The following is a 24682-nucleotide window of genomic DNA, read 5'->3' on the forward strand; positions in this document are numbered from 1 at the left end:
AGGAACGGCTCCGCACGTATCTCAAGCGCGTGACGAACGATCTCCATCAGGCGCGCCGCCGTATTCAGGAGATCGAGTCCGAGCGGCAGGAGCCCATCGCCATCGTCGGAATGGGCTGCCGTTTTCCCGGCGGCATCACCTCGCCCGCCGGATTGTGGGACCTGGTGGCCGAAGGCCGTGACGCCGTCTCGGAATTCCCCGTCAACCGGGGCTGGGACGTGGACGCGCTCTACGACCCCGACCCCGCCTCGTTCGGCACCACGTACGTGCGGCACGGCGGTTTCCTGCACGACGCGCACCTCTTCGACGCGGAGTTCTTCGGCATCAGCCCGCGCGAGGCGCTGGCCATGGACCCGCAGCAGCGGCTGCTGCTGGAGACCGCGTGGGAGGCGTTCGAGCACGCCGGGATCGACCCGGGCTCCGTACGGGGGCGCGACGTGGGCGTGTTCGCGGGCGCGCCCGGCCAGGAGTACGCCTCCATCCGGCCGCCGGGCGCCGAGGGCACGGACGGCTACCTGCTGACGGGCATCGCGGCCAGTGTCGCGTCGGGCCGCCTCGCGTACGTACTCGGGCTGGAGGGCCCGGCGGTCACCGTCGACACGGCGTGCTCGTCGTCGCTGGTGGCACTGCACCTGGCGGGCCAGGCGCTGCGCGCGGGAGAGTGCCGGATGGCGCTGGCGGGCAGCGCCACGATCATGCCCAGCGCGGGCATCTTCGTGGAGTTCAGCCGCCAGCGCGGGCTGGCGGCGGACGGGCGGGTCAAGGCGTTCGCGGGCGCGGCGGACGGCACGGCCTGGGGTGAGGGCGTCGGCATGCTCGTCCTCGAACGGCTCTCGGACGCCGTACGGCTCGGGCACACCGTGCACGCCGTCATCCGCAGCTCGGCCGTGAACCAGGACGGGGCGTCGAACGGCCTCACCGCACCCAACGGCCCCTCGCAGGAACGCGTCATCCGCCGCGCCCTGGAGAACGCCGGGCTGGCCCCCGAGGGGGTCGACGCGGTGGAGGCGCACGGAACGGGCACGCGGCTCGGCGACCCGATCGAGGCACACGCGCTCCTCGCCACGTACGGGCAGGAACGGGCCGCCTCGCAGCCGCTCTGGCTCGGATCGGTCAAGTCCAACATCGGGCACACGCAGGCAGCGGCGGGGGTCGCGGGCATCATCAAGATGGTCGAGGCCATGCGCCACGGCGAACTGCCGAAGACCCTGCACGTCGACGAGCCGACGCCCCATGTGGACTGGGACGCGGGCGCCGTACGGCTGCTGACCGAGCCGGTGGCATGGCCGGAGACGGACCGGCCGCGACGGGCGGCAGTGTCCTCGTTCGGCATCAGCGGCACCAACGCACACGTGATCCTGGAGGCCGCGCCCGCCCCCGAACCCGTACCGGAGGGGCCCGTAGGGGCAGCCCTGCCATGGGTACTGTCGGGCCGTACGGAGCAGGCGCTGCGCGACCAGGCCGCACGCCTGCACGCACACGTCACCGCGCACCCGGAACAGGTCCTGGCCGAGACCGGCCACGCCCTGGCCACCACCCGCACCCACTTCACCCACCGCGCCGCCCTCACCGCGGCCGAGGACCGCGACAGCCTGCTGGCCGGGCTGCGCGCCCTCGCGGAGGGCGGCGCGGACCCGCACGTCGTACGGGGCCGGAGCAGCGGCGGGAAACTGGCGTTCCTCTTCACCGGGCAGGGCAGCCAGCGCACGGGTATGGGACGGGGGTTGCACGCCGCGTACCCGGTCTTCGCGGACGCCTTCGACGAGGTGTGCGGGCATCTGGACGCGCACCTGGAGCACGGGCTGCGCGGCATCGTCTTCGCCGACGGCAGCGACAGCGACGGCGGGGACGGGGGCGGGGGCGGGGACGCCCGCGGGGGCGAGCTGATCCACCGCACGGACTACGCGCAGGCCGCGCTGTTCGCCGTCGAGACCGCGCTGTTCCGGCTCGTCGAGTCCTGGGGCATCCGTCCCGACTACCTCGCCGGGCACTCCATCGGGGAGATCACCGCCGCGCACGCGGCCGGGGTCCTCACCCTCCCCGACGCCTGCGCCCTGGTCGCCGCACGCGGCCGCCTCATGCGGGCCGCCCGGAGCGGCGGCGCGATGGCCGCGGTCCAGGCGCCGGAGGCCGAGGTCGCCGCGTCCCTGGCCGGGCTCGAGGACCGGGTCGCCGTCGCGGCGGTCAACGGCCCGTCCGCCACTGTCGTCTCCGGCGACCACGACGCCGTACAGCACGTCGCCGCGCAGTGGCGGGAGCGCGGGCGCAAGACCCGGCAGCTGAAGGTCAGCCACGCCTTCCACTCCCCCCACATGGACGGCGTGCTCGACGAGTTCCGGGACGCCGTCGCGGCGCTGACCCTCAGCCCTCCGGCGGTTCCCGTCGTCTCGAACGTCACCGGCCGCCTCGCCACCACCGACGACCTGTGCTCTCCCGACTACTGGGCCCGGCACATACGCGGCACCGTCCGCTTCCACGACGGCGTCCGCACCCTGGACGGCGAAGGCGTCACCACGTACCTCGAACTCGGCCCCGACACCACGCTCACCGCCCTCACGCGGGAGAGCCTTCCGGACGCCGCCCTCACCGCGCTCGGCGCCCTGCACCCCAAGCGGCCCGAAACGGAGACCGCCCTCACCGCGCTGGCCGCCCTCCACACCACGGGCCGTACGCCCGGCCCCTGGCCGGCGCACGGCGGTACGCGGACCGTCGGGCTGCCCACGTACGCGTTCCAGCACCAGCCGTACTGGCTGGCACGGCCGGGCCTCGACGGCGACCCCGGCCTCCTCGGCCTCGACGCCGCCGAACACCCGCTCCTCGGCGCCGCCGTTACCGTCACGGACGGCGCGGGGCAGGCGGGCGGCGAGGACGGGCAGGTGCTGACCGGCCGGCTCTCCCTCGCGACGCACCCCTGGCTGGCCGGCCACGCCGTCGACGGCACCGTACTGCTGCCCGGCACCGCCTTCGTGGACCTGGCCCTGCACGCCGCGCACCGGTCCGGCTGCCGACGGGTGGAGGAACTCACGCTGCACGCGCCGCTCGTCCTTCCGGAACGGGGCGCCGTACAGCTGCAGTTGACCGTCGCGGCCCCGGACGAGAAGGGGCAGCGGCCGTTCACCGTACGGTCACGCCCGGACGGCACTGTCGGTACGGACCCGGGCGCGGACCCGTACGACCGGCCCTGGGCCCGGCACGCGTCCGGGCTCCTCACCTCGGACGCGGCAACCGAACCGGAGCCCACCGCGCCGGGCGCGTGGCCGCCGCCGGACGCCGAACCCGTCGAACTGGCGCACCTGTACGAGCGCCTGGCCGGCCTCGGCTACGACTACGGCCCCCTCTTCCAGGGCCTCCGCACCGCATGGCGCGACGGCGACACCCTCTACGCCGAGGCCGCCCTGCCCGGCGGCACCGACGCGGCCGGTTTCTGCCTGCACCCCGCGCTGCTCGACGCCGTCCTCCACGCGAGCGCGTGGAACGCGGCCGCCGGGGAGGGCGGTACGCGGACGGGCGGTACGCGGACGGCCACGCGCCTGCCGTTCGCCTGGAACGGCGTCACGCTGCACGCCACCGGCGCCGCCACCGTACGGGCGCAGCTGACGCCGCTCTCCGGTGACGGCATCGCGCTGCGCGTCACGGACGGAACGGGCGCGCCGGTGCTGACCGTTGAGTCGCTCGTCACCCGGGAGGTCGACACCAGCCGGCTGACGCCGGCGGACGCCGCGCAGCGCGGCCTGATGTTCCGGCTCGACTGGCAGGCCGCCCCGCTGGATGGCCCCGACGGTGGTGTTCTGGCGGTGCTCGGCGGCGACACGGCGGTGGGAGCCGCCGTACGGGACGAGCGCGCGTACGCGGGCGTCGGCGCGCTCTCGGAGGCGATCCGTACGGGCGAGCAGGCGCCGGACGTGGTGCTGCTGCCGTGCCTGTCCGGCCCCCCGTACGACGATCCGCACACGGCCGCGCACGCTGCGACCGGGCACGTCCTGGGCGCGGTGCAGGACTTCCTCGCCGCCGGCGAACTCGCGGACTCCCGGCTGGTGGTCGTCACGCGGGGCGCGGTGGCCGCGTCGGGCGGGGAGGACGTACGGGACCTGGCGGCGGCCGCCGTATGGGGCCTGGTCCGCAGCGCGCAGAACGAGCACCCCGACCGGCTGCTGCTGGTCGACGTGGACGGCTCGGACGCATCATGGGACGCGCTCCGTACGGTGGTGGCGGCCGGGGAGACCCAGCTCGCGCTGCGCGACGGCACGGCGTACGCACCCCGCCTCGTACGGACGGTCGGGGAAGACGGCGAGGCGCCCGCCCTGGACGCGGACGGCACAGCCCTGCACGCGGACGGCACCGTGCTGGTCACCGGAGCCACCGGGACCCTCGGTGGTCTGCTGGCCCGGCATCTGGTGGAGGCGTACGGGGTCCGCCGTCTGCTGCTGACCAGCCGCAGCGGCCCGGACGCGGCCGGGGCTCGCGAACTGCGGGCGGAGCTGGAGGCGTTGGGCGCGGAGGTCTCTCTCGTCGCCTGCGACACGGCCGACCGGGACGCCCTCGCCCGCGTACTGGACGCGATTCCGGACGCGCACCCGCTCACGGCCGTGTTCCACACCGCCGGTGTCCTGGACGACGCCACCGTCGCCAACCTCACACCCGAACACCTGCACCGGGTGCTCCGGCCCAAGGCCGACGCCGCCTGGCATCTGCACGAGCTGACCCGGGATCTCGACCTGTCGGCGTTCGTCCTCTACTCCTCCATCGCCGGGACCCTCGGCAATCCGGGGCAGGCCAACTACGCCGCCGCGAACACCTTCCTCGACGCCCTTGCCCACCGCCGCCACGCGCAGGGCCGGCCCGCCACCTCACTCGCCTGGGGGCTCTGGGCGGACAGCGCCATGGCCGAGGGCGTCACGCGCGGCGGCCTGATCCCCCTCAGCACGGGGCAGGGGCTCGCCCTGCTCGACACCGCTCTCGCCTCGGGCGGCCCCGCCCTGACCCTCGCCCGGCTCGACTCCCCCGCCCTCCGTACGCAGGCCGCCGCGGGCGCTCTCCCCGCGCCTCTGCGCGGCCTCGTCCGCGGCAAGGTCCGGCAAGCGGCCACCGGCACCCCGCTGGCGGAACGGCTCGCCGCGCTGGACGAGGACGCGCAGGACGTCCTCGTGCTGGAACTCGTCCGCGGCCAGGCCGCCGTGGCGCTCGGTCACGCCTCGCCGGAGGCCGTCGCGCCCGACCGCGCGTTCCAGGAGCTGGGGTTCGACTCGCTGACCGCCGTCGAACTGCGCAACAGCCTGAACGCGGCGACCGGTCTGCGCCTGCCCGCGACCCTGCTGTTCGACTACCCGACGGCGAAGGCGCTCGCCGCGTACGTCCGTACCGAGCTGGCCGGCGCGGGGGCGACGGCCGTGGCGTCGGCACGCACCTCCGCCGTGTCCCGTGGGTCCCGTGTGTCCGATGGGTCCCGCCAGGAAGAGCCGATCGCGATCGTGGGGATGGCCTGCCGCTACCCCGGCGGGGTCACCTCGCCCGCCGAGCTTTGGCGGCTCGTCGCCGAGGGCGGCGAGGGGATCGCGCCGTTCCCGGCCGAACGCGGCTGGAACGTCGAGGAGTTGTACGACCCGGACCCGGACCGTACGGGCAAGAGCTACGTACGGCACGGCGGATTCCTGCGTGACGCCGAACAGTTCGACGCGGACTTCTTCGGCATCAGCCGGCGCGAGGCCCTGGCCATCGACCCGCAGCAGCGGCTGCTGCTGGAGACGACCTGGGAGACGTTCGAGCGCGCCGGCCTCGACCCGGCGTCCCTCGCCGGCACGCCCACCGGGGTCTTCACCGGGGTGATGTACGGCGACTACGGCACGCGGCTGATCCAGCGGACGCCGGAGGGCTTCGAGGGGTACATCGGGACGGGCAGCTCGTACAGCGTCGCGTCCGGCCGTATCGCGTACACCTTCGGGCTGGAGGGACCGGCCGTCACCGTGGACACCGCGTGCTCGTCGTCGCTGGTCGCCCTGCACCTGGCCGCGCAGGCGCTGCGCGGCGGCGAGTGCGGCCTGGCGCTGGCCGGGGGCGTGACGGTGATGGCGACGCCGGCGACGTTCATCGAGTTCAGCAGGCAGCGCGGGCTGGCTGCGGACGGGCGCTGCAAGGCGTTCGCGGGCGCGGCCGACGGTGTGGGCTGGGGCGAGGGCGTCGGGATGCTGCTCGTGGAGCGGCTCTCGGACGCGCGGCGCAACGGGCACACGGTGCTGGCCGTCGTACGGGGCTCGGCCGTCAACCAGGACGGGGCGTCGAACGGGCTCACCGCACCGAACGGGCCCTCGCAGCAGCGCGTCATCCAGCAGGCACTCGCCAACGCGCAGCTCACGGCGGGCGACGTGGACGCCGTGGAGGCGCACGGAACGGGTACGTCGCTGGGTGACCCGATCGAGGCCCAGGCGCTGCTGGCGACGTACGGGCAGGAGCGGGCCGCCTCGCAGCCGCTCTGGCTCGGATCGGTCAAGTCCAACATCGGGCACACGCAGGCAGCGGCGGGCGTGGCGGGCATCATCAAGATGGTCGAGGCCATGCGCCACGGCGAACTGCCCAGGACCCTGCACGTGGACGAGCCGACGCCCCATGTGGACTGGGACGCGGGCGCCGTACGGCTGCTGACCGAGCCGGTGGCATGGCCGGAGACGGACCGGCCGCGACGGGCGGCAGTGTCCTCGTTCGGCATCAGCGGCACCAACGCACACGTGATCCTGGAGGCCGCGCCCGCCCCCGAACCCGTACCGGAGGGGCCCGTAGGGGCAGCCCTGCCATGGGTACTGTCGGGCCGTACGGAACAGGCGCTGCGCGACCAGGCCGCACGCCTGCACGCACACTTCACAGCGCACCCGGAACAGGACCCGGCCGACGTGGGCCACGCCCTGGCCACCACCCGCACCCACTTCACCCACCGCGCCGCCCTCACGGCCGCCGAGGACCGCGACAGCCTGCTCATCAGCCTCCACACCCTGGCCAATGGCGAGCCCCATCCGACCGTCATCCAGGGCCAGGCGAGCGCGTCCGGCACGGGGAAGCTGGCGTTCCTGTTCAGTGGGCAGGGCAGTCAGCGCGTGGGAATGGGCCGCCAGCTCCACGAGACCTTCCCCGCCTACGCCGACGCCTTCAACCAGGCCTGCACCCACCTCGACCCACACCTGGACCGGCCGCTCCACGACATCGTCTTCGCCGCCGAGGGCACCCCCGAAGCCGAACTCCTCCAGCAGACCCGCTACGCCCAACCCGCCCTCTTCGCCGTGGAAACCGCCCTCTTCCGCCTCATGGAGTCCTGGGGCATCCACCCCGACTACCTCACCGGCCACTCCCTCGGCGAAATCACCGCCGCCCACACCGCCGGAGTCCTCACCCTCCCCCACGCCGCCACCCTCGTCGCCACACGCGCCCACCTCATGCAACAGGCCACCCCCAGCGGCGCCATGACCTCCATCCGCGCCACGGAAGAAGACGTACGTGCCTCCCTCACCGGACACGAAAACGTCACCATCGCCGCCGTCAACGGCCCCGCCACCACCGTCATCTCCGGCGACCACGACGCCGTCCAGCACATCGCCGAACAGTGGACGGAACGAGGACACAAAACCCGGCGGCTCAACGTCAGCCACGCCTTCCACTCCCCCCACATGGACGGCGTGCTCGACGAGTTCCGGGACGCCATCGCCCACCTGACCTACACCCCGCCGCAGGTCCCCGTCATCTCCAACACCACCGGAGAACCCGCCACAGCCGACCAACTCTGCTCACCCGGGTACTGGGCACACCACATCCGCCACACCGTCCGATTCCACGACACCCTCACCACCCTCGACCGCGAAGGCGTCACCACCTACCTCGAACTCGGCCCCGACACCACCCTCACCGCACTCACCCAAGAAGCCCTCCCCGACGCCGATCCGAGCAGCACCCTCAGCACCCTCCGTCCGGGCCACAACGAAATCCACACCACCCTCACCGCCCTGGCCACCCTCCACACCACCGGCCGGACTCCCGCCCCCTGGCCCACGGACCGCACAAGTCGTGGTCATCGACCCGGCCCACGACGCCGACGCCATCACCACCGCCATCGCCGGCCGCACCCTCCGCGCCATCCTGTGCACCCACGCACACAACGACCACATCAACGCCGCACCCACCCTGTCCGCCCGCACCGGTGCCCCGATCCATCTGCACCCGGCGGACGAGGTGCTGTGGAAGCTCACCCACCCGACGTACCCGCCGGGCCGCCATCTCTCGCACGGCGCCGAACTCACCGTCGCCGGCGTCCGGCTGAAGGTGATCCACACACCCGGGCACGCGCCCGGCGCGGTCTGCTTCTACGTCCCCGAGCTGGGCACCGTCTTCACCGGCGACACCCTGTTCAACGGCGGTCCCGGCGCCACAGGCCGCTCGTACAGCGACTTCGACACCATCGTCACGTCCATCCGCGACCGGCTGCTGACGCTGCCGAGCCGTACGCAGGTGCTCACCGGCCACGGTGACAGCACCCTCATCGAGTCCGAGGCGAAGGCGATCGACGAACTGCTCGCCGGACGCCGCTGACACACCGGCCCGACCTCAGACCCGACCCAAGACCCGACCCCGACCCTGACCCGCGTCGACAAACACCCTCAGGGGGCCACCCGGTCCGTTTACGGCCGTGGCCCCCGCATGTCCACCAGCTGTTGCGCATAACGAAGTTGACGGCACGTTCCGAAACAGGAGGGTCGACCATGGCGGCACAACCCCGCATCGTCATCATCGGAGCCGGCATAGTCGGCTGCGGGCTCGCCGACGAGCTCACCGAACGCGGTCTCACCGATGTCACCGTGCTCGATCAGGGCCCCCTGTTCGCGACCGGCGGCTCCAGCTCGCACGCTCCCGGACTCGTCTTCCAGACCAACCCGTCGAAGACGATGACCGAGTTCGCGCAGTACACGCTCCGCAAGTTCGCCGGCCTGTCCCTGGACGGCGCCTGGTGCCTGCGGCAGCTGGGCTCGCTCGAGGTCGCCGGCTCCCCCGAACGCTGGGCGGACCTCAAGCGCAAGCACGGCTGGGCGACTTCGTGGGGCACCGAGGGCCGGCTGCTCGCCCCCGAGGAGTGCGCCGACCTGCACCCGCTGCTGGACCCCGGCCGCGTGTACGGCGGCCTGCACGTGCCGAGTGACGGGCTGGCCAAGGCCGTACGCGCGGGCGAGGCGCAGGCGCGCCGGGCGACCGCGCGGGGCGCGCGGTTCGTGCCGCACCAGGAGGTGACCGCGATCGAGCAGGAGCACGGCCGGGTCACCGCCGTACGCGCGGGCGAGGCGCGGTTCCCCGCCGACATCGTGGTCTCGGCCGCGGGCTTCTGGGGGCCGAAGATCGGCCGGATGGTCGGCATGACCGTGCCGCTGGTCCCGCTGGCGCACCAGTACGCCAAGACCGGCCCGCTGGACGTCCTCCGCGGCGTCAACGACGAGCTGAGCGAGGCCGGGCTGCCGATCCTGCGGCACCAGGACCACGACCTGTACTTCCGCGAGCACGGCGACCGCATCGGCATCGGCTACTACGGCCACCGCCCGATGCCCGTCTCCCTCGACGACGTGCTCGCACCGGACGAGGCGCCGGACATGCCGTCGATGCTGCCGTTCACCGAGGACGACTTCGCCCCGGCCTGGCGGGAGAGCGTACGGCTGCTGCCCGACCTCGCGGGCACCGAGGTGCGGGACGGCATGAACGGGCTGTTCTCCTTCACGCCCGACGGCCTGCCGCTGATGGGCGAGCACCCCGAGCTGGCCGGGTTCTGGCTGGCCGAGGCGGTCTGGGTGACCCACTCCGCGGGCGTCGCCCGCGCGATGGCCGAGTGGCTGGCCGACGGCCGGCCCGGCACCGACGTGCACGAGTGCGACCTGAACCGCTTCGAGGACGTACAGCTGACGCCCGACTACATCCGCGAGCGCGGCTGCCAGAACTTCGCCGAGGTCTACGACATCATCCACCCGCTCCAGCCGATGGAGCGCCCGCGCCCGCTGCGCGTCAGCCCGTTCCACGTACGGCAGCGGGAGCTGGGCGCGTACTTCCTGGAGGCGTCCGGCTGGGAGCGCCCGCACTGGTACGAGGCGAACGCCGCGCTCCTCGACTCCGGCCTGCTCGACGGCACGGAGATCCCAGAGCGCGACGAGTGGTCCGCCCGCCACTGGTCGCCGATCGCCGCGGCGGAGGCGAAGGCCACGCGGGAGCGCGTGGCGCTGTACGACATGACCGCGCTCAAGCGGATCGAGGTCACCGGGCCGGGCGCGCTGGCGTTCCTGCAGTACCTCACCACCAACAACCTGGCCAAGAAGCCGGGCGCCGTCACGTACACCCTGCTGCTCGACGAGTCCGGCGGCGTCCGCAGCGACCTGACCGTGGCGCGGCTGTCCCGCGACCGGTTCCAGGTGGGCGCCAACGGCAACCTCGACGTGGACTGGTTCCAGCGCAGGCTGCCCGCCGACGGCAGCGTCCAGATCCGCGACATCACGCCCGGCACCTGCTGCATCGGCGTGTGGGGCCCGCTGGCGCGCGCCCTCGTACAGCCGCTGACCCGCGACGACTTCGGGCACAAGGCGTTCGGCTACTTCCGCAATCGGCGCACGTCCATCGGCAACGTGCCGGTCACCGCGATGCGCCTGAGCTACGTCGGTGAGCTGGGCTGGGAGCTGTACACGACGGCCGACGCCGGGCTGAAGCTGTGGGACACGCTGTGGGAGGCCGGCCAGGAGCACGGCGTGATCGCGGGCGGCCGCAGCGCGTTCAACAGCCTGCGCCTGGAGAAGGGCTACCGGGCCTGGGGCACCGACATGACCACCGAGCACGACCCGTACGAGGCGGGCGTCGGCTTCGCCGTCCGGATGGACAAGGAGGGCGGCTTCGTCGGCCGCGAGTCCCTGGAGGGCCGCAGCGAGCAGACCGTACGCCGCCGGCTCACCTGCCTCACCGTGGACGACCCGGCCCGTACGGTGCTCGGCAGCGAGCCGGTGCACGTCGACGGGGCGCCCGCGGGGTACGTGACGAGCGCCGCGTTCGGCTACACGGTCGGCACGACCGTCGCGTACGCCTGGCTGCCCGCGGCGGCGTCGGTGCCCGGAACGCCCGTGATCATCGAGTACTTCGGCGAGAAGGTCCCCGCCACGGTGGCGGCGGAGCCGCTGTTCGACCCGGCGATGGACCGCATCCGGTGCTGAGCCGTACGCAGTTGTGATCGCCGTTCGCTACACCGCCGGACCCTCGCCGTACCGGTCGCTCGCCGTCGCGGCGGAACAACACTCCATCTCACCGTGAGGTGTTACGACATGACCACCACCACCGGTATCACCCCCGCTTCCCCCAACGGCTCCGCCGGCGCGCGTGTGCTGCCGGACAGCCTCATGCCGACCCTGCCCGGACACCACTACACCGACCCCGGGATCTTCGCGCGCGAACAGCGGTACCTGTTCGAGCAGATGTGGTTCTGCGCCGTACGCTCCGCCGACCTCGGCCGCCCCGGCGCGTTCCGTACGGTGCCCGTCGGCGGCGAGAGCGTGCTCGTCACCCGGTCCCGCGGCGGCGCCGTGCGCGCGTTCCTCAACATCTGCCGGCACCGCGGCGCCAAGCTGTGCACCGAGCCCGAGGGCGAGGTCAAGCGCAGCTTCCAGTGCCCGTACCACGCCTGGACCTACGACCTCGACGGCAAGCTGATCGCCGCCCCCAACCTGACGAGCATGCCGGACATCGACCGCACCGAGCACGGCCTGGTACGGGTCCACGTACGGGAGTGGCTCGGCTACGTCTGGGTCTGCCTCGCCGACGAGCCGCCCTCCTTCGAGGACGACGTGATCGGCGCCGTCAGCGAACGGCTCGGCGACGCAGGCGCCGTCGACCGCTACGCCGTCGACTCGCTGGAGCTGGGCCGCCGCGTCACCTACGACGTACGGGCCAACTGGAAGCTGATCATCGAGAACTTCATGGAGTGCTACCACTGCGCCACGATCCACCCCGAACTGACCGAGGTGCTGCCCGAGTTCGCGGACGGCTTCGCCGCGCAGTACTACGTCGGCCACGGCGCGGAGTTCGGGCACGACGTCAGCGGCTTCACCGTGGACGGCGGCGACGGCCTCGACCCCATCCCGGGCATCGGCACGGACCAGGACCGCCGCTACTACGCCATCACCGTCAGGCCGCAGGTGTTCCTGAACCTCGTGCCCGACCACGTCATCGTGCACCGCATGTATCCGACGGCGGTGGACCGTACGCGCGTCGAGTGCGACTGGCTGTACCTCCCGCAGGTCGTGGCCGAGGGGCGGGACCTGTCGCGCTCCGTCGAGCTGTTCCACCGTGTCAACGAGCAGGACTTCGCCGCCTGCGAGCGCTGCCACGTGATGATGGGGTCCCGCGCCTACCGGCACGGCGGCGTCCTCGTCCCCAGCGAGCACCACATCGGCGAGTTCCACGCGTGGGTGCGGGAGCGCTGCGGCACGGACGAGGCGGGCTGACCGCGGTCCGCCGTACGGCGGTCACCGCGGCCGTACCGAGGCGTGGCGTATCGAGGCGTGGCGTGCCTCAGCGCGGCCGTACGGCGAACCGCAGCGCGAAGTGGTCGAGCGTCGCCGGCAGCGGGCGCTCCGGCACGGGCCGCACGGGGGAGTCCAGCGCGAGGCCGTGCCCCGCCAGCAGCGCGGCGAGCGCCGTCGCGGAGGTCAGCAGCACCACGTCGCGGCCGGGGCAGCGGCCGGGCCCGTCGCTGAAGGGGACCATGCCGGGCCAGGCGGCGGCCCCGCCGTCCCGCCACAGCTCGGGCGCGAACCGGTCGCCGTACGGCTCGGCCGGTTCGCCCCGGTGCAGGTACGGCGTGTACAGCAGCACCAGCGTGCCCGGCGGCAGCACCGCGTCGCCGCACCGCGCGGCGTGCGTGGTCTCGCGCAGCAGCAGCGGCGTCGTGGGCCACAGCCGTACGGAGTCCAGCACGCACGTACGCAGGAACGCCAGCTCCCGCGGGGCGCCGCCGGTGCCGTCCGCCGCGTCGCCGGTGCCGTCCGCCGGGTCGGCTTCGTGATGGGCGCGTTCGCGCTGGTACGGGTGGGTCGCCAGCACGGCCAGCGCGCGGAACACGGCCATGCCCGCGGCGTCGAACGCGAACAGCCAGTGCGCCACCTGCCCGTACGGGTCCAGCTCGCCGGGCCCGTAGGAGTCCGGCGGGCCCGGCGGCTTCGGCGGCAGCGAGCCCGCCAGGCTGTCCGGGTCGGCGCGCGCGGCGCGTTCCCGCAGACGTTGCAGGAAGCGGTCGCGTACGGCGCGGTGCTGCGGCGCGAACAGCGACCAGTTGCCGGCCTGGCGCAACCGGCCCAGCAGAGAGGTCAGTTCGGTGTCGTCCCGCGCGGCGTCGCCGAACACGGTCCGCCGTACGGCACGCCACCACGCGGCCTCGAAACCGGCCCAGTCGAGCAGCCCGGCACCGTGCGCCTCGCCGTCCCCGCCGTCCCCGCCGTCCCCGCCGTCCCCGCCGTCCCCGGCGTGCCCGAAGCGCCCGGCCGCCGCGTCCCGCGCCGCCGCGGACAGCTCCTCGTACACCGCCGTCTGGATGCGGGCCGCCGCCCGGTGGAACGGCTCGTCCGGCTGCAGCGCCGCCTCGTTCAGCCGGCGCCGCGCCGTACGCAGCCCGCCCGGCTCGGTGACGAGGGAGCCGTGCGGCTGGAACCGCCGCAGTGCCCCGCGCTTCTCCGCGGTCGCCGGGCTGAACGGCACCGGCGTCTCGCGCAGGACGCGCTGCGCCTCGTCCGGGTCGAGTACGAGCGCCACGCGCCGGCCGCCGAGCGAGCAGGCCAGCACCCCGGCCCCGTACCGTTCGCGCAGCCGCTCCAGCAGGTCCACCGCCCGCCGGTCCCACCGGAACCGCTCGGCGAGCGCCATCGCACGGGGCCGGCGCAGCACCGGCCCCTCGGCGACGGTGGGCGCCAGCACGCGCAGCGCGACGTTCAGGGTGTCGGCCGTGCTGAGGTGCCGCGCCCGTACCGTGCTCCGCACGTCCGGAGCCGGGCTCATTTGCCCAGGGCGCGCTGCAGTTGCTGCTTGTTCATCTTCGAGCGGCCCTCGACGCCGCGCTGCTTCGCCTCGTTGTACAGCTGGTCGCGCGTCGGGCTGACCGACCCGCGGTGCGAGCGCTCGCCGCCGCGTACGGGCGCGGGCTTGTCCTTGACGGAGGTGCGGCTCCTGCGGCTGGCCTCACCCTTCTGGGCCCGCTCCTTGTTCACGGTGCGCGACGCGATCTCCTTCGCGCGGCCGGTCGAGGCGCCCCGTTTCTTCGCGCCTTCCTTGATGTGCTCGTACTGCCGTTCCTGCTTGGCGGTCGCACCTTGCGGCATGGTCTCCTCCTCGCTTGGCGTGCTGCACAGCACCGTGTTCCACGGTGCGTCCCGTTTCACACAGCAGGTGTCACCGCTCGCCGCGGGCGCTCGGGCGGCCCACCGACGTACGGCGGGCCGTGGCACGCGCCAGCACCACGTCGAGGCCGCCGGCCAGCAGGTACACGACGACGGTGGCCAGCCCGGTGACCGGCCAGACGGCGAAGCCGGGGAGGTGCGAGCAGCCGTACGCCGTGCACACGGCGGCGACCACGGACAGCACGTCGATGCCGCCCGAGAGCGTCAGCACCTGCTCGCCCTCACTCAGCCGCTGGTGCCGGAACAGGGCCAGGAACACGAGGCTCACCAGGAAGAACGCCAGGGCCGCGGCGAGCGCGAAGCACACCGTCTCGAACGCGGTGGGGGCGCCGCCGGTGCCGGCGAGGCCGTAGGCGGCGGTGACGGAGATGGAGAAGCCGTAGGCCGTGGCGTTGTCACGGAGCGCTGTGCGCACGCCGCGGGCGTAGGTCTCCAGCGAACGTTCCATGGGCTCCTGCTGGTGCCTGGTGCCTGGTGCCTGGTGCCTGGTGCTGCCTGGTGTCCGGCGCACCGTGTCCGGTGCCTGACGACAGTGTCCGGGCGCGGCGGCGGACCGCCGCGCCCGGACACTTCCTCCTCACCCACAAGGGGCGCTCCATCCCGGCGTCCGGGTGCCACGCACGCGCCCGCCGAAACACCCGGCCGGCGAACACTCAGTCGGCCGACGGCCCCCGCCCGTCCTCCACCGCCACCCGTACGGTGCCCAGCGCCGGGTCCGCCGCGTCCGGCACGTTCATGCCGGCCGCGACACCCGAGGTCAGATAGCGGAGCACCGGCTCGGTGAGGCGTTCGCCGGGCAGCGCCGCCGGGATGCCCGGCGGGTACGGCGTCAGCATCTCGGCGGCGATCCGCCCGGGCGCCTTCCCGGCGGGCACGTCCTCGGTGGTGCCGAAGACCGCGTCGCGCGGCGACAGCACCTGCTCCAGGTCGAGTTCGCGGGGCGTCGGCACCGGCACGGCGGGCGCGGCGGGGAACTCGTGCGCGTGCCGGACGAGATCACGCAGTCCCGCGAGGAGCCGGTCGGCGGTCTCCTCGTCGTCGGCGTGCGTCAGCTGGGCGCTGACCCGCCGGTGGTCGGCGAGATGGAGGTTCACACGGTGCCGCTGCCGCAGCCAGTCCGCGGCCTGGTAGCCGTTCAGCGGCAACTCGGCGACGTCGATGACGACTTGCAGCGGATCGAGGTCCGCCGCCCGCCGCGGGCCCGTGAACTCGTCCCACCCGTTCACGTGCAGCCCGTCGATCTCCTCGGCCGACCGCCGTACGTCCGAGGCCAGCAGCAGCGCCCCGGCCAGCAGCCGTTCGCCGTCCTCCGCCATCTGCCGCCGCCAGCCGTCGAGCCCGGCGTAGATCAGCACCGACGGGCTGGTCGTCCCCAGCAGATCGGCGCGGTGCGCGAGCACCGTCGGGTCCACCAGCCCGCCCTGCAGATGGAAGACGGAGCCCTGCTCCAGGCCGCTGCCCATCTTGTGGATGCTCGTCACGCACACGTCGGCGCCCGCGTCCATCGCCCAGCTCGGCAGCGCGGGGTGGAAGGGCAGGTGCGCGCCCCACGCCTCGTCCACGAGGAGCGGGCGCCCGTACCGGTGGCACACCTCCGCCGTGGCGGCCAGGTCGGCGCAGGTGCCGTACGGGGTGGGGCTGGTCACCAGGGCGCCGCGCGCGTCCGGATGGTCGTCGAACGCCGCCGCGAACGCCTCCGCCGCCGGCGGGTGCGCGAGATGCCGCTCCGGGTCGTGCCGCGGCGGCACCCAGACGGGCAGCACACCGGACAGCACCAGCCCCGCCACGACCGACTTGTGCGCGTCCCGGCCCACCAGCAGCTTCTCGTACGGGCCCGCGACGGCCAGCATCGCGGCCTTCACGGACAGCGAGCTGCCGCACGTGGAGAAGTACGTACGGTCCGCGTGCACGGCGTCGGCCATCAGCCGGTGCGCCTCCTCCAGCACGCTGCCGGAGGACAGCCGGTCGTCCAGCCCGTTGATCGCCAGCACGTCGGACCGGAACACCGCGTCCCCGAGCACCTCCCGTACCCGGGGGTCGGCGCCCCGGGCCTGCTTGTGGCCGGGCGGGGTGAAGGGGGTGTCGCCCTGCTCGTGGTAGCGGCGCAGGGCGTCGAGTACGGGTGCGCGCGAGTGGTCCATGCAGCCGCGTGTTCCCCGGTCGCTCCGTACGACACGGTGCGGCTCAGGCTCCGCGGCGCCGGGGCGGGCACGAGCGGGGCCCCGGCCGGTGGTCCGGCCGTGGTCCGCCGGGGTCTGTGCCGGTGGTCCGTCCGGTGGTCCCGCCCGTGGTTTCCGCTCGCGGGCGGCGGGGACCCGGGCCGTCGGCGGCCGGGCCGCGCCGCACCGGGAGGAGAGGAGCGGGCGATGGCACACTCCGGCGGACCCCGGCGCGCGGCGCTCTTCGACGTCGACGGCACCCTCGTGGACACCAACTACCTGCACGCCGTGACCTGGTGGGAGGCGTTCCGGCAGGCCGGGCACACCGTTCCGATGCCGGACATCCACCGCGCCGTCGGCATGGGCGGCGACCGGCTGATCGTGCACCTGCTGGGCCCGGACCGCGACCGTTCGCAGGACGGCGCCGTCAGCGCGGCGCACACCGCGCTGTACGCCGCGTACTTCCCGAAGCTTGCCCCGCTGCCCGGCGCCGCCGACCTGCTGCGTGCCCTGGCGGAACGCGGCTGGCGCGTCGTCCTCGCCAGCTCCGCCGGCGGCGCCGAACTCGCCGCGATGCGCGCGGCGGTCGACGCCGACGACGTCATCGCCGGCGCCACGAGCGGCGACGACGTGGACGCGACCAAGCCGGCACCCGACCTCGTACGGGCGGCCGTACGGCTCTCCGGACTCCCCGCATCGCAGGCGCTGTTCGTCGGCGACACCGTCTGGGACATGCGCGCCTGCGGCGCGGCCGGGGTGCGCTGCCTCGGCCTGCTGTCCGGCGGCATACCGAGGGCCGACCTGGAGGCGGCGGGCGCGGCCGCCGTGTACGAGGGCCTCGCCGACCTGCTGGCACAGCTGCGCCGCGGTACGGCGATGACGGGCGCCTGACGCGCGCCTGACGCGGCGCAGACGCGCCCCCGCCGCGAAGTCCCGCCCCTGTGGGCGGGATTGACGCGTGCGCGAACTGTTGACAAACCCCAGCACCGCTTGAAAACTCTGACTGCCATCCCGCAAGAGATTGACTCAACAACTCAATTCTTCGCGTTTCCCTTGCAATGCTGCGGCAGTCTGCCGTTTCCGGTTCCATCCCCCACTCCCGGCACCAGGCGAGGACCCCCATGAAAAGGACGCAACTCAGACGGCGGCTGATCACCGGCATCCCCGTGGCCGGCCTGCTCGCCGTCGCGCTCGTGCCCCTCACCGCCGCGGCCGACGACCCCGGCGGCCGCACCGCAGACCGCGGAAGGGGCACGGCCGCCGCACCCGGCGCGCAAGCCGCCCAGAGCGGGGCGGACCTCCCGTACACCGAATACGAGGCGGAGGCCGGCACGTACGAGGGCACCCTGCTGGAGGCCGACTCGAAGCGGACGTTCGGGCACACCAACTTCGGCAGCGAGTCGTCCGGGCGGCAGTCCGTACGGCTGGACGGCACCGGGCAGTTCGTGGAGTTCACCTCCACCGACGCCGCGAACTCGATCGTCGTGCGCAACTCCATCCCCGACGCGCCGAACGGCGGCGGCACCGAGGCCACCATCAGCCTCTACGTCAACGACACGTTCGTGCAGAAGCTCGACCTGTCCTCCAAGCACAGCTGGCTGTACGGCAACACCGACGACCCCGAGGGGCTGACGAACACGCCGGGGGCCGACGCCCGGCGGCTGTTCGACGAGTCGCACGCGCTGCTGCCGGAGAGCTACCCGGCCGGCAGCACGTTCCGGCTCCAGCGCGACGAGGGCGACGACGCCGAGTTCCACGTCATCGACCTGGTCGACCTGGAGCAGGTGGCGCCGCCCGCGGAGAAGCCCGCCGAATGCACCTCGATCGAGGAGTACGGCGCGGTGCCCGACGACGGCGAGGACGACACGGCCGCCCTCCAGAAGGCTGTGACGGACGACCAGAACGGCACCATCGAGTGCGTGTGGGTGCCCGCCGGGCAGTGGCGGCAGGAGCAGAAGATCCTGACCGACGACCCGCAGGACCGCGGCGAGTACAACCAGGTCGGCATCCGCGACGTGACCGTACGCGGCGCGGGCATGTGGCACTCGCAGTTCCACACGGAGACACCGCCGCACGAGGCGGACGGCATCAACCACCCGCACGAGGGCAACTTCGGCTTCGACATCGACGCCAACACCCGGATCTCCGACATCGCCATCTTCGGCTCCGGCACCATCCGCGGCGGGGACGGCGGCGCCGAGGGCGGCGTGGGCCTCAACGGGCGCTTCGGCAAGGGCACGAAGATCTCCAACGTGTGGATCGAGCACGCCAACGTGGGCGTCTGGGCCGGCCGCGACCACAGCAACATCCCGGAGCTGTGGGGACCGGGCGACGGCCTGGAGTTCAGCGGCATGCGCATCCGCAACACGTACGCCGACGGCATCAACTTCACCAACGGCACCCGGAACTCCAGCGTGACGAACTCGTCGTTCCGCACCACCGGCGACGACGCGCTGGCCGTCTGGGCCAGCCGCTACGTGAAGGACCCGGCGACGGACATCGGGCACGACAACACCTTCCGCGACAACACCATCCAGCTGCCCTGGCGGGCCAACGGCATCGCGATCTACGGCGGTTACGGCAACAAGGCCGAGAACAACCTGATCGCCGACACCGCCAACTACCCCGGCATCATGCTGGCCACGGACCACGACCCGCTGCCGTTCTCCGGCGAGACCGTGCTCGCCGGGAACACGCTCCAGCGCTGCGGCGGCGCCTTCTGGGGCGAGGCGCAGGAGTTCGGCGCCATCACGCTGTTCGCGGCGAGCGGGGACATCCCCGGCGTCACGATCCGGGACACCGAGATCCACGACTCGACGTACGACGGCATCCAGTTCAAGTCGGGCGGCGGCGCCGTACCGGACGCGGCGATCAGCAACGTGGTGATCGACAAGTCCAACAACGGCGCCGGCATCCTCGCCCACGGCGGCGCGCGCGGCAGCGCGACGCTGACGGACGTGACGATCACCGACTCGGCGGAGGGCGACGTGGTGGTCGAGCCGGGCTCGCAGTTCGTGATCAACGGCGCCCCGTAGCACGCGCCCCAGCCCGTCCGGCACGACCCGGCCCGTCCGGCGTTTGAGGACAGCCCCCGGCCATGGCGAAGCGTGCGCTGCGCCACAGGCTTGTGGGCCACCACCGGAAGGTGGCCGCTTCAGGCCGTCCTCGAACGCCGGACGGGCTTGGGTTGGGCGGGGCTCGGCGGGCGGGTCAGCGCTGGTACAGGCCCACCAGCGTGCCGCTGGCGAGCTGCCGTTCCTCCACCGCCTGGTGCACGTCGTCCGCCGAAGGCGCGTCCGGGAGGGCGCTCGGCCCGGAGAGCGCGTAGAGGCGGAAGAAGTAGCGGTGCGCCTCGTCGCCGGGCGGCGGGAGGGGGCCGCCCCAGCCGCGCTGCCCGAAGCCGTTGACCAGCTCCGTACTGCCCGGCGGCGGCTCGCCCGCGTCCACGCCGTCCGTGCGCGGGTCGATGCCGCGTACCGCCCAGTGGACGAAGGTGCCCGACGGGGCGTCGGGGTCCTCGCACAGCAGCACCAGCTCGGCCGTACCGTCCGGCACGCCCGACCAGGTCAGCGGCGGCGAGGCGTTGTCGCCCTCCCACGAGTACCGGCGCGGTACGGGGGCGTGGTCGCTGAACGCGGAACTCTTGAGGTCTATCCCAGCCATGGCGCCCGGGTTCCCCCCTCGTCCGGGCGCATTCCGCATCCGGGCGGCAGCCGTACCAGCAGGTCGGCGTGGCCGCGGGTGGCCGCGATGACGGCGGCGTTCGCCTGGTCGGTGCCGTGCGCCCAGGCGTACGCCTCCTCCGGGCTCTTGCCGAACTCGACGTGCCGGTCCACCAGCCGCCGCAGCCGCAGCTCCTCGTCCGGCTCCACGTACCAGCCCTCGTCCAGCAGCGGCCGGATACGCGCCCAGGGGCCGTCCGGCAGCAGCAGGTAGTTGCCCTCGGCGATGACCAGGGCCGTCTCCGGGCCGATGACGATCTCGCCCGCGATGGACTCCTCGATCTCCCGGTGGAAGCGCGGCGCGTACACGGTCTCTTCGGATGCCTCCGCTTCCCGCAGCCGGTGCAGGAGAGCGGCGAAACCGGCGGCGTCGAACGTGTCCGGGGCACCCTTCCGGTTCCGGCGGCCGAGCGCGATCAGCACCGAGTCCGCCAGATGGAAGCCGTCCATCGGCAACAGGCAGGCACACGGCCCCAGTTCGCGGGCGAGCAGCGCGGCCAGCGTGCTTTTGCCGGCGGCGGGCGGCCCGGCGACACCGAGGAAGGCACGCCCCGGCCGCTCCATGAGCCGCCGCGCCCGCGCGAGCAGGGCGGCGAAGTCGGTCTCGGCGGGAGGACCGGCGCTGGGTCCGGGGTGTGCTCCGGCGTTGGGTCCGGCGGGCGGGTGCACGTGCGCTCTCCAGGGGCTCGGCTCGTACGGGGACGCGCGCCCGACCGTACGCGGCCGCGCCGCGCGCGTGCTGCCCTGCCCGGGGCTGTCCGCCAGAATCGGCGCATGCTGAGAATCGGATCGGCGGTTGGTCGTGGTGCGTGTCCGTTCACCGGCCGGTGCGGCTGGTCCGTGGCGGGTGGCTGTCCTCAATCGCCGGACGGGCTCAATCGCTGGTTGCGCGCCGTCCACGCGTGCACGGCGGGACGGGGATCAGCCGCGGGTCAGGGCTTGGGCCGGGGGTGTGCGGAGCGCCTTGCGGGTCGGGAACTCCATCGCGGCGAACGCGATCCCCGCCACGGTCGCCGTGGGACGCATGCGCTCTGTGGTCGCGGTCAGCGTACGGCGGCGGTGTACGCCAGCATCCCCACGCCCATGGCCACCACGGTCAGGAACGCGATCAACCACGAGGGCACGCCGAAGAGCCGCAGGCCCTCGTCATCCTCGTGCGGTGACGTTTCAGGGCACGCCGGGTTCTGGCACTCCCGCACGCCGAGGATCTTCACAGGGACCGTCTCCATGCTCGGAATAACGCCGCCACGACCATACCGACCAACGCTGCCGGTAACGGCCCGACGACCATGCAACCGCCGCCCTCGTCCTTGGCGTGCTTGCCTTCCCCACGCCGTTCGCCCGGTCCTGGTACTCGCTGTACTCGCTCATCGGTCCTCCTGTCGGGGTTGGGCCCGCGCCCAGTGGTGTCCGTCGCACACGCGCCGGGCGCGGGGGTCGGTGTCACTGGACGACGAGGCGGCAGTTCTGGCAGCGCATGGTCCCGTCGCCTTGGCGGACGAATTGGCAGGGCTGGCCGGTGACTCGGCACATGGCGATCTCCTATCTCGGTGGTGCCCCTCCCGGCCGCGCGCCCGCGTACAGTCAGCGCGGCCAGGGGCGGGGCAGGTCCGTCACGAGTCAGTGCCTCCGCGTTCCGCGTCGATGACGGCCAGGTCCTCCGCGAGCCACGACGGGGCGAACTGCGAGGCGGCTCGACGGCGGGCGCAGGGCAGGCAGCCGTGGACGGAGTGCCCCGGTCCGGAGCCCACTTCGACCAGGCTGACCAGTACGCGTTCGTCTGCGTGTTCCTTGCACACGGCGCACTCGCCGCCCGGGGCGAGTAGTTCGGCCGCGGCGGTCACCGCTCTGCCCCCGCGTACGCGAGGAGGGTTGCGCAGTCGCGGGCGAGGTGTCGCACCTGCACGTGCGCGGACAGCGGGCTGTCGCCGAGGCCGCGGTCGGCGTCACGGCGGATGCGGTCGAGTTGGGTGCGGTGGTCCCACCAGTCCACCGAGCCGTGCCACATCTGCTCGATGGCGAACTCCGCGGCTGGCAGCAGCTGCTCGACGTGCTCCCGCAGCAGCTGCTCCAGCTCGACCATGTCCGGCCGGGCCGGGCGTGCGAGGGGGCGTAGTGCGCGGTCGACGGTGGTTCGGATCGCGTGAATGTCCAAGGGCGCCCCGGCCGTCGTTGTGCCGGTTGGGTCGCCTTCGACGAGTGGGGGCAGCTCTTTCCCTTTCATGTGCCACACGATCAGGCACCTGCTGCGGCCAGTGCCATTGTGTGCTGCAGGGGCTGTGCGTTGACGGCTTCACACAGTGTGTGACCGGAGTGTGGCTACGCTGAGCGGACGTCCGGTCCCTGGGGGGGCACATGGAGCCCAACACATTGCTCGGCGCGCTACTCGACGAGGCGGGAATGTCGCGGCTCGGCCTTGCCACGCGGGTCAATCGCGCAGCCTCGGTGCGAGGGAAGACCGTGCGCTACGACCACAGTTCGGTGATCCGCTGGCTCAAGGGCCAGCAACCCCGAGGCCGGGTGCCCGAGTTGATCGCGGAGACCTTGTCCAGGCGCCTCGCCCGGCCTCTCACCCTTGACGACATCGGCATGGGCAGCGCCGCCCCTGCCACCCCGGCGGTACCGTTGGAGACCTTCCTCAACCGCGCGACCGCCTTGTGGCGCGGTGACCATCAGCAGCGTGACGACCTCCGGCAGGCGCCCGTCCTCACCGGCCTGACTGCCGTCGGCCCCGTGTGGGAGTGGGAGAACCCGCCGGAGGACACCGACGTGTCCCGGCACGGGTCCGTACGCGTACGGACCCGCGACATCACCGCGCTGCGCGCCGCCCGCTCCCACTACGAGCAGATGTACCGCAAGACAGGAGGCGTCGTGACCCGCTCCCGCGTGCTCCTCTACCTCGTCTCCGACACCGCGCCCCTCATTCACGGTGCGTACACCGACGCCATCGGCCGGGAACTGCACCGGGCGACCGGCGGCCTCGTCGCCATCGCCGGGATCTGCGCCTACGACTCGAACACCCAGGGCCTCGCGCAACGCTACTTCCACCAAGCGCTCCGACTCGCAAAGGCGTCCGGCGACCGGGCGTTCGGCGGGTACGTGATAGCGCTCCTGGTCAACCAGTCGCTCTACCTGGGCGAGTACCGCTCGGCAGTCGCCTTCGCCGAAGCCGGGCTGCGCACCGCCGGGCACGCCATCTCGCCCGGTCTCTCCTGCGACCTGCACGCGATGCAGGCCAAAGCGTTCTCCCGGATGGGCGACCGCGCGGCAGCCCGCAGGAGCATGACCCTGGCTGAGACCGCTGCGGAGCGGATCCGCCCGGACGAGGAGCCAGCCGAAACCGGCTACGTACAGCCCGGACTGCTGGAGTCCAACATGGCTGATGCGCTCATGCGGATCGGTGACACCGGCCCCGCGCAGACGTACGCCGCCCAGGCCGTCGCAGCGCAGACCCACGCACGGGGCCGCGTACACCGGCTGGCCACCCTCACTGACTGCGAGTTGAAAGCGGGAAGCGTCGACGCCGCAGTCAACTCCGCGAGTCAGATGCTGGAGACCATGGCCGGCATGGAGTCGTGCCGCCTGAACGACCGCCTCACGAAGGTCCGCCGGTCGCTCACCGCGACCAACAGCGCCGCTGCCGCGGACGTCGTGGAGCATATCGACGGGGTCCTCGACCTGCCGATGTGACGCGTGTGCTGGGATGGGATCCCGACGAGAGGCAGCTCCCGTGTCCGTGTGGCAGAACCTCGGCGAGCACACCGTGTACGAGAACCGCTGGGTCACGGTGAACATGGCGGACGTCGCCCTGCCCGACGGCCGCCGCCTCGACCACACCGTGATCCGTCTGCGGCCCGTGGCCGTGGCGACCGTCGTCAACGAGCGGAACGAGGTGCTGTTGCTGTGGCGGCACCGCTTCATCACCGGCGCCTGGGGCTGGGAACTTCCCTCCGGCGGCACCGCCGAGGGCGAAGACCCCGCAGCCGCAGCAGCGCGCGAGTTCGAGGAAGAGACCGGCTGGCGGCCAGGACCGATGCGGCTCCTCGTCTCCATGGATCCCATGCCCGGGATTTCGACATCTCACCACCGCGTGTACTGGTCGGACAGTGCCGAGCAGGTGCGGCAGATCCCGACCGACGACATCGAGTCGGCGCGGCGGGAATGGGTGCCGCTGGAGAACGTGCCCGAGCTGATCGAGCGCGGCGAGATCCGATCGGCGAACGCACTGGCCGCGCTACTCATGCTCCACCGGCTCCGGGCTGACGCGTAGACGCCGTCCTCTCGCCGTGTGTGGTCCGTGGCGGGTGGCTGTCCTCAATCGCCGGACGGGCTCAAGTTGGTGGCTGAGCGCCGTCCACGTGTGCAC

Annotated in this window: 15 protein-coding genes and 2 pseudogenes; 8 read left to right on the forward strand and 9 right to left on the reverse strand. The window is 73.0% G+C overall.

The window, feature by feature from the left end:
* Window positions 1–8: 8 nt before the first annotated feature.
* The 4 genes and pseudogenes from DVA86_RS26185 to DVA86_RS26200 all read left to right on the forward strand — a co-directional run.
* Window positions 9–8006 (forward strand): annotated as a pseudogene (locus tag DVA86_RS26185) (type I polyketide synthase); the annotation flags it as partial.
* A 31-nt stretch (window positions 8007–8037) separates the two neighbouring features.
* Window positions 8038–8565 (forward strand): annotated as a pseudogene (locus DVA86_RS35545) (MBL fold metallo-hydrolase); the annotation flags it as partial.
* A gap of 170 nt (window positions 8566–8735) precedes the next feature.
* Entirely contained in the window at window positions 8736–11204 is a 2469-nt protein-coding gene (locus DVA86_RS26195; protein WP_208881936.1) for a GcvT family protein, read from the forward strand.
* 108 nt (window positions 11205–11312) lie between these two features.
* Window positions 11313–12491, forward strand: coding sequence for an aromatic ring-hydroxylating oxygenase subunit alpha (locus tag DVA86_RS26200; RefSeq protein WP_208881937.1), 1179 nt, complete (start codon window positions 11313–11315; stop codon window positions 12489–12491).
* Between the two features lie 67 nt (window positions 12492–12558).
* On the opposite strand, the gene DVA86_RS26205 is transcribed toward DVA86_RS26200, so the two are convergent.
* The 4 genes from DVA86_RS26205 to DVA86_RS26220 all read right to left on the reverse strand — a co-directional run bounded on the left by DVA86_RS26205 (window position 12559) and on the right by DVA86_RS26220 (window position 16576).
* Window positions 12559–14019, reverse strand: a complete 1461-nt coding sequence (locus tag DVA86_RS26205; protein WP_245997184.1) for a cytochrome P450 — start codon at window positions 14017–14019, stop codon at window positions 12559–12561.
* Between the two features lie 14 nt (window positions 14020–14033).
* Window positions 14034–14357 (reverse strand): plasmid stabilization protein, encoded by a 324-nt coding sequence (locus DVA86_RS26210; protein WP_208881940.1) that lies wholly within the window; start codon window positions 14355–14357, stop codon window positions 14034–14036.
* A 70-nt stretch (window positions 14358–14427) separates the two neighbouring features.
* Window positions 14428–14883 carry a hypothetical protein gene (locus DVA86_RS26215; RefSeq protein WP_208881941.1) on the reverse strand — a complete coding sequence of 152 codons (456 nt, stop codon included), beginning with the start codon at window positions 14881–14883 and terminating at the stop codon, window positions 14428–14430.
* A 205-nt stretch (window positions 14884–15088) separates the two neighbouring features.
* A complete protein-coding gene (locus tag DVA86_RS26220; RefSeq protein WP_208881943.1) occupies window positions 15089–16576 on the reverse strand; it encodes an aminotransferase class I/II-fold pyridoxal phosphate-dependent enzyme in 1488 nt (495 codons plus the stop codon).
* Window positions 16577–16801: 225 nt separating this feature from the next.
* Here DVA86_RS26220 and DVA86_RS26225 point away from each other — a divergent pair, with 225 nt between their 5' ends.
* Both DVA86_RS26225 and DVA86_RS26230 read left to right on the forward strand, forming a co-directional pair.
* The gene (locus DVA86_RS26225) at window positions 16802–17485 is read left to right on the forward strand and encodes an HAD family hydrolase (protein WP_208881945.1); all 684 of its coding nucleotides are present in this window, start codon (window positions 16802–16804) and stop codon (window positions 17483–17485) included.
* 230 nt (window positions 17486–17715) lie between these two features.
* Complete coding sequence (locus DVA86_RS26230; protein WP_208881947.1) at window positions 17716–19629, forward strand: right-handed parallel beta-helix repeat-containing protein; 1914 nt, start codon at window positions 17716–17718, stop codon at window positions 19627–19629.
* A 175-nt stretch (window positions 19630–19804) separates the two neighbouring features.
* On the opposite strand, the gene DVA86_RS26235 is transcribed toward DVA86_RS26230, so the two are convergent.
* From DVA86_RS26235 to DVA86_RS26255, 5 genes are all read right to left on the reverse strand, one after another.
* Window positions 19805–20257 carry a YbhB/YbcL family Raf kinase inhibitor-like protein gene (locus tag DVA86_RS26235; protein ID WP_208881948.1) on the reverse strand — a complete coding sequence of 151 codons (453 nt, stop codon included), beginning with the start codon at window positions 20255–20257 and terminating at the stop codon, window positions 19805–19807.
* A complete protein-coding gene (locus DVA86_RS26240; protein ID WP_208885183.1) occupies window positions 20245–20880 on the reverse strand; it encodes a nucleoside/nucleotide kinase family protein in 636 nt (211 codons plus the stop codon). The genes DVA86_RS26235 and DVA86_RS26240 overlap by 13 nt, the downstream gene beginning before the upstream one ends.
* 479 nt (window positions 20881–21359) lie before the next feature.
* Window positions 21360–21545: a hypothetical protein gene (locus tag DVA86_RS26245; protein WP_208881950.1), complete on the reverse strand. Its 186-nt coding sequence runs from the start codon at window positions 21543–21545 to the stop codon at window positions 21360–21362.
* Window positions 21546–21929: 384 nt separating this feature from the next.
* Entirely contained in the window at window positions 21930–22160 is a 231-nt protein-coding gene (locus DVA86_RS26250) for a hypothetical protein (protein WP_208881952.1), read from the reverse strand.
* Window positions 22157–22471: a DUF6415 family natural product biosynthesis protein gene (locus DVA86_RS26255; protein WP_208881954.1), complete on the reverse strand. Its 315-nt coding sequence runs from the start codon at window positions 22469–22471 to the stop codon at window positions 22157–22159. The genes DVA86_RS26250 and DVA86_RS26255 overlap by 4 nt, the downstream gene beginning before the upstream one ends.
* Window positions 22472–22671: 200 nt before the next feature.
* Between DVA86_RS26255 and DVA86_RS26260 the strand changes: the two genes are divergently transcribed.
* Both DVA86_RS26260 and DVA86_RS26265 read left to right on the forward strand, forming a co-directional pair.
* Window positions 22672–24006, forward strand: a complete 1335-nt coding sequence (locus DVA86_RS26260; RefSeq protein ID WP_208881955.1) for an NsdA family TPR-like regulatory protein — start codon at window positions 22672–22674, stop codon at window positions 24004–24006.
* Between the two features lie 40 nt (window positions 24007–24046).
* Entirely contained in the window at window positions 24047–24586 is a 540-nt protein-coding gene (locus DVA86_RS26265) for an NUDIX domain-containing protein (protein ID WP_245997188.1), read from the forward strand.
* Window positions 24587–24682: the final 96 nt, after the last annotated feature.

Source organism: Streptomyces armeniacus (assembly GCF_003355155.1).
GTDB classification, from domain to species: Bacteria; Actinomycetota; Actinomycetes; order Streptomycetales; family Streptomycetaceae; genus Streptomyces; species Streptomyces armeniacus.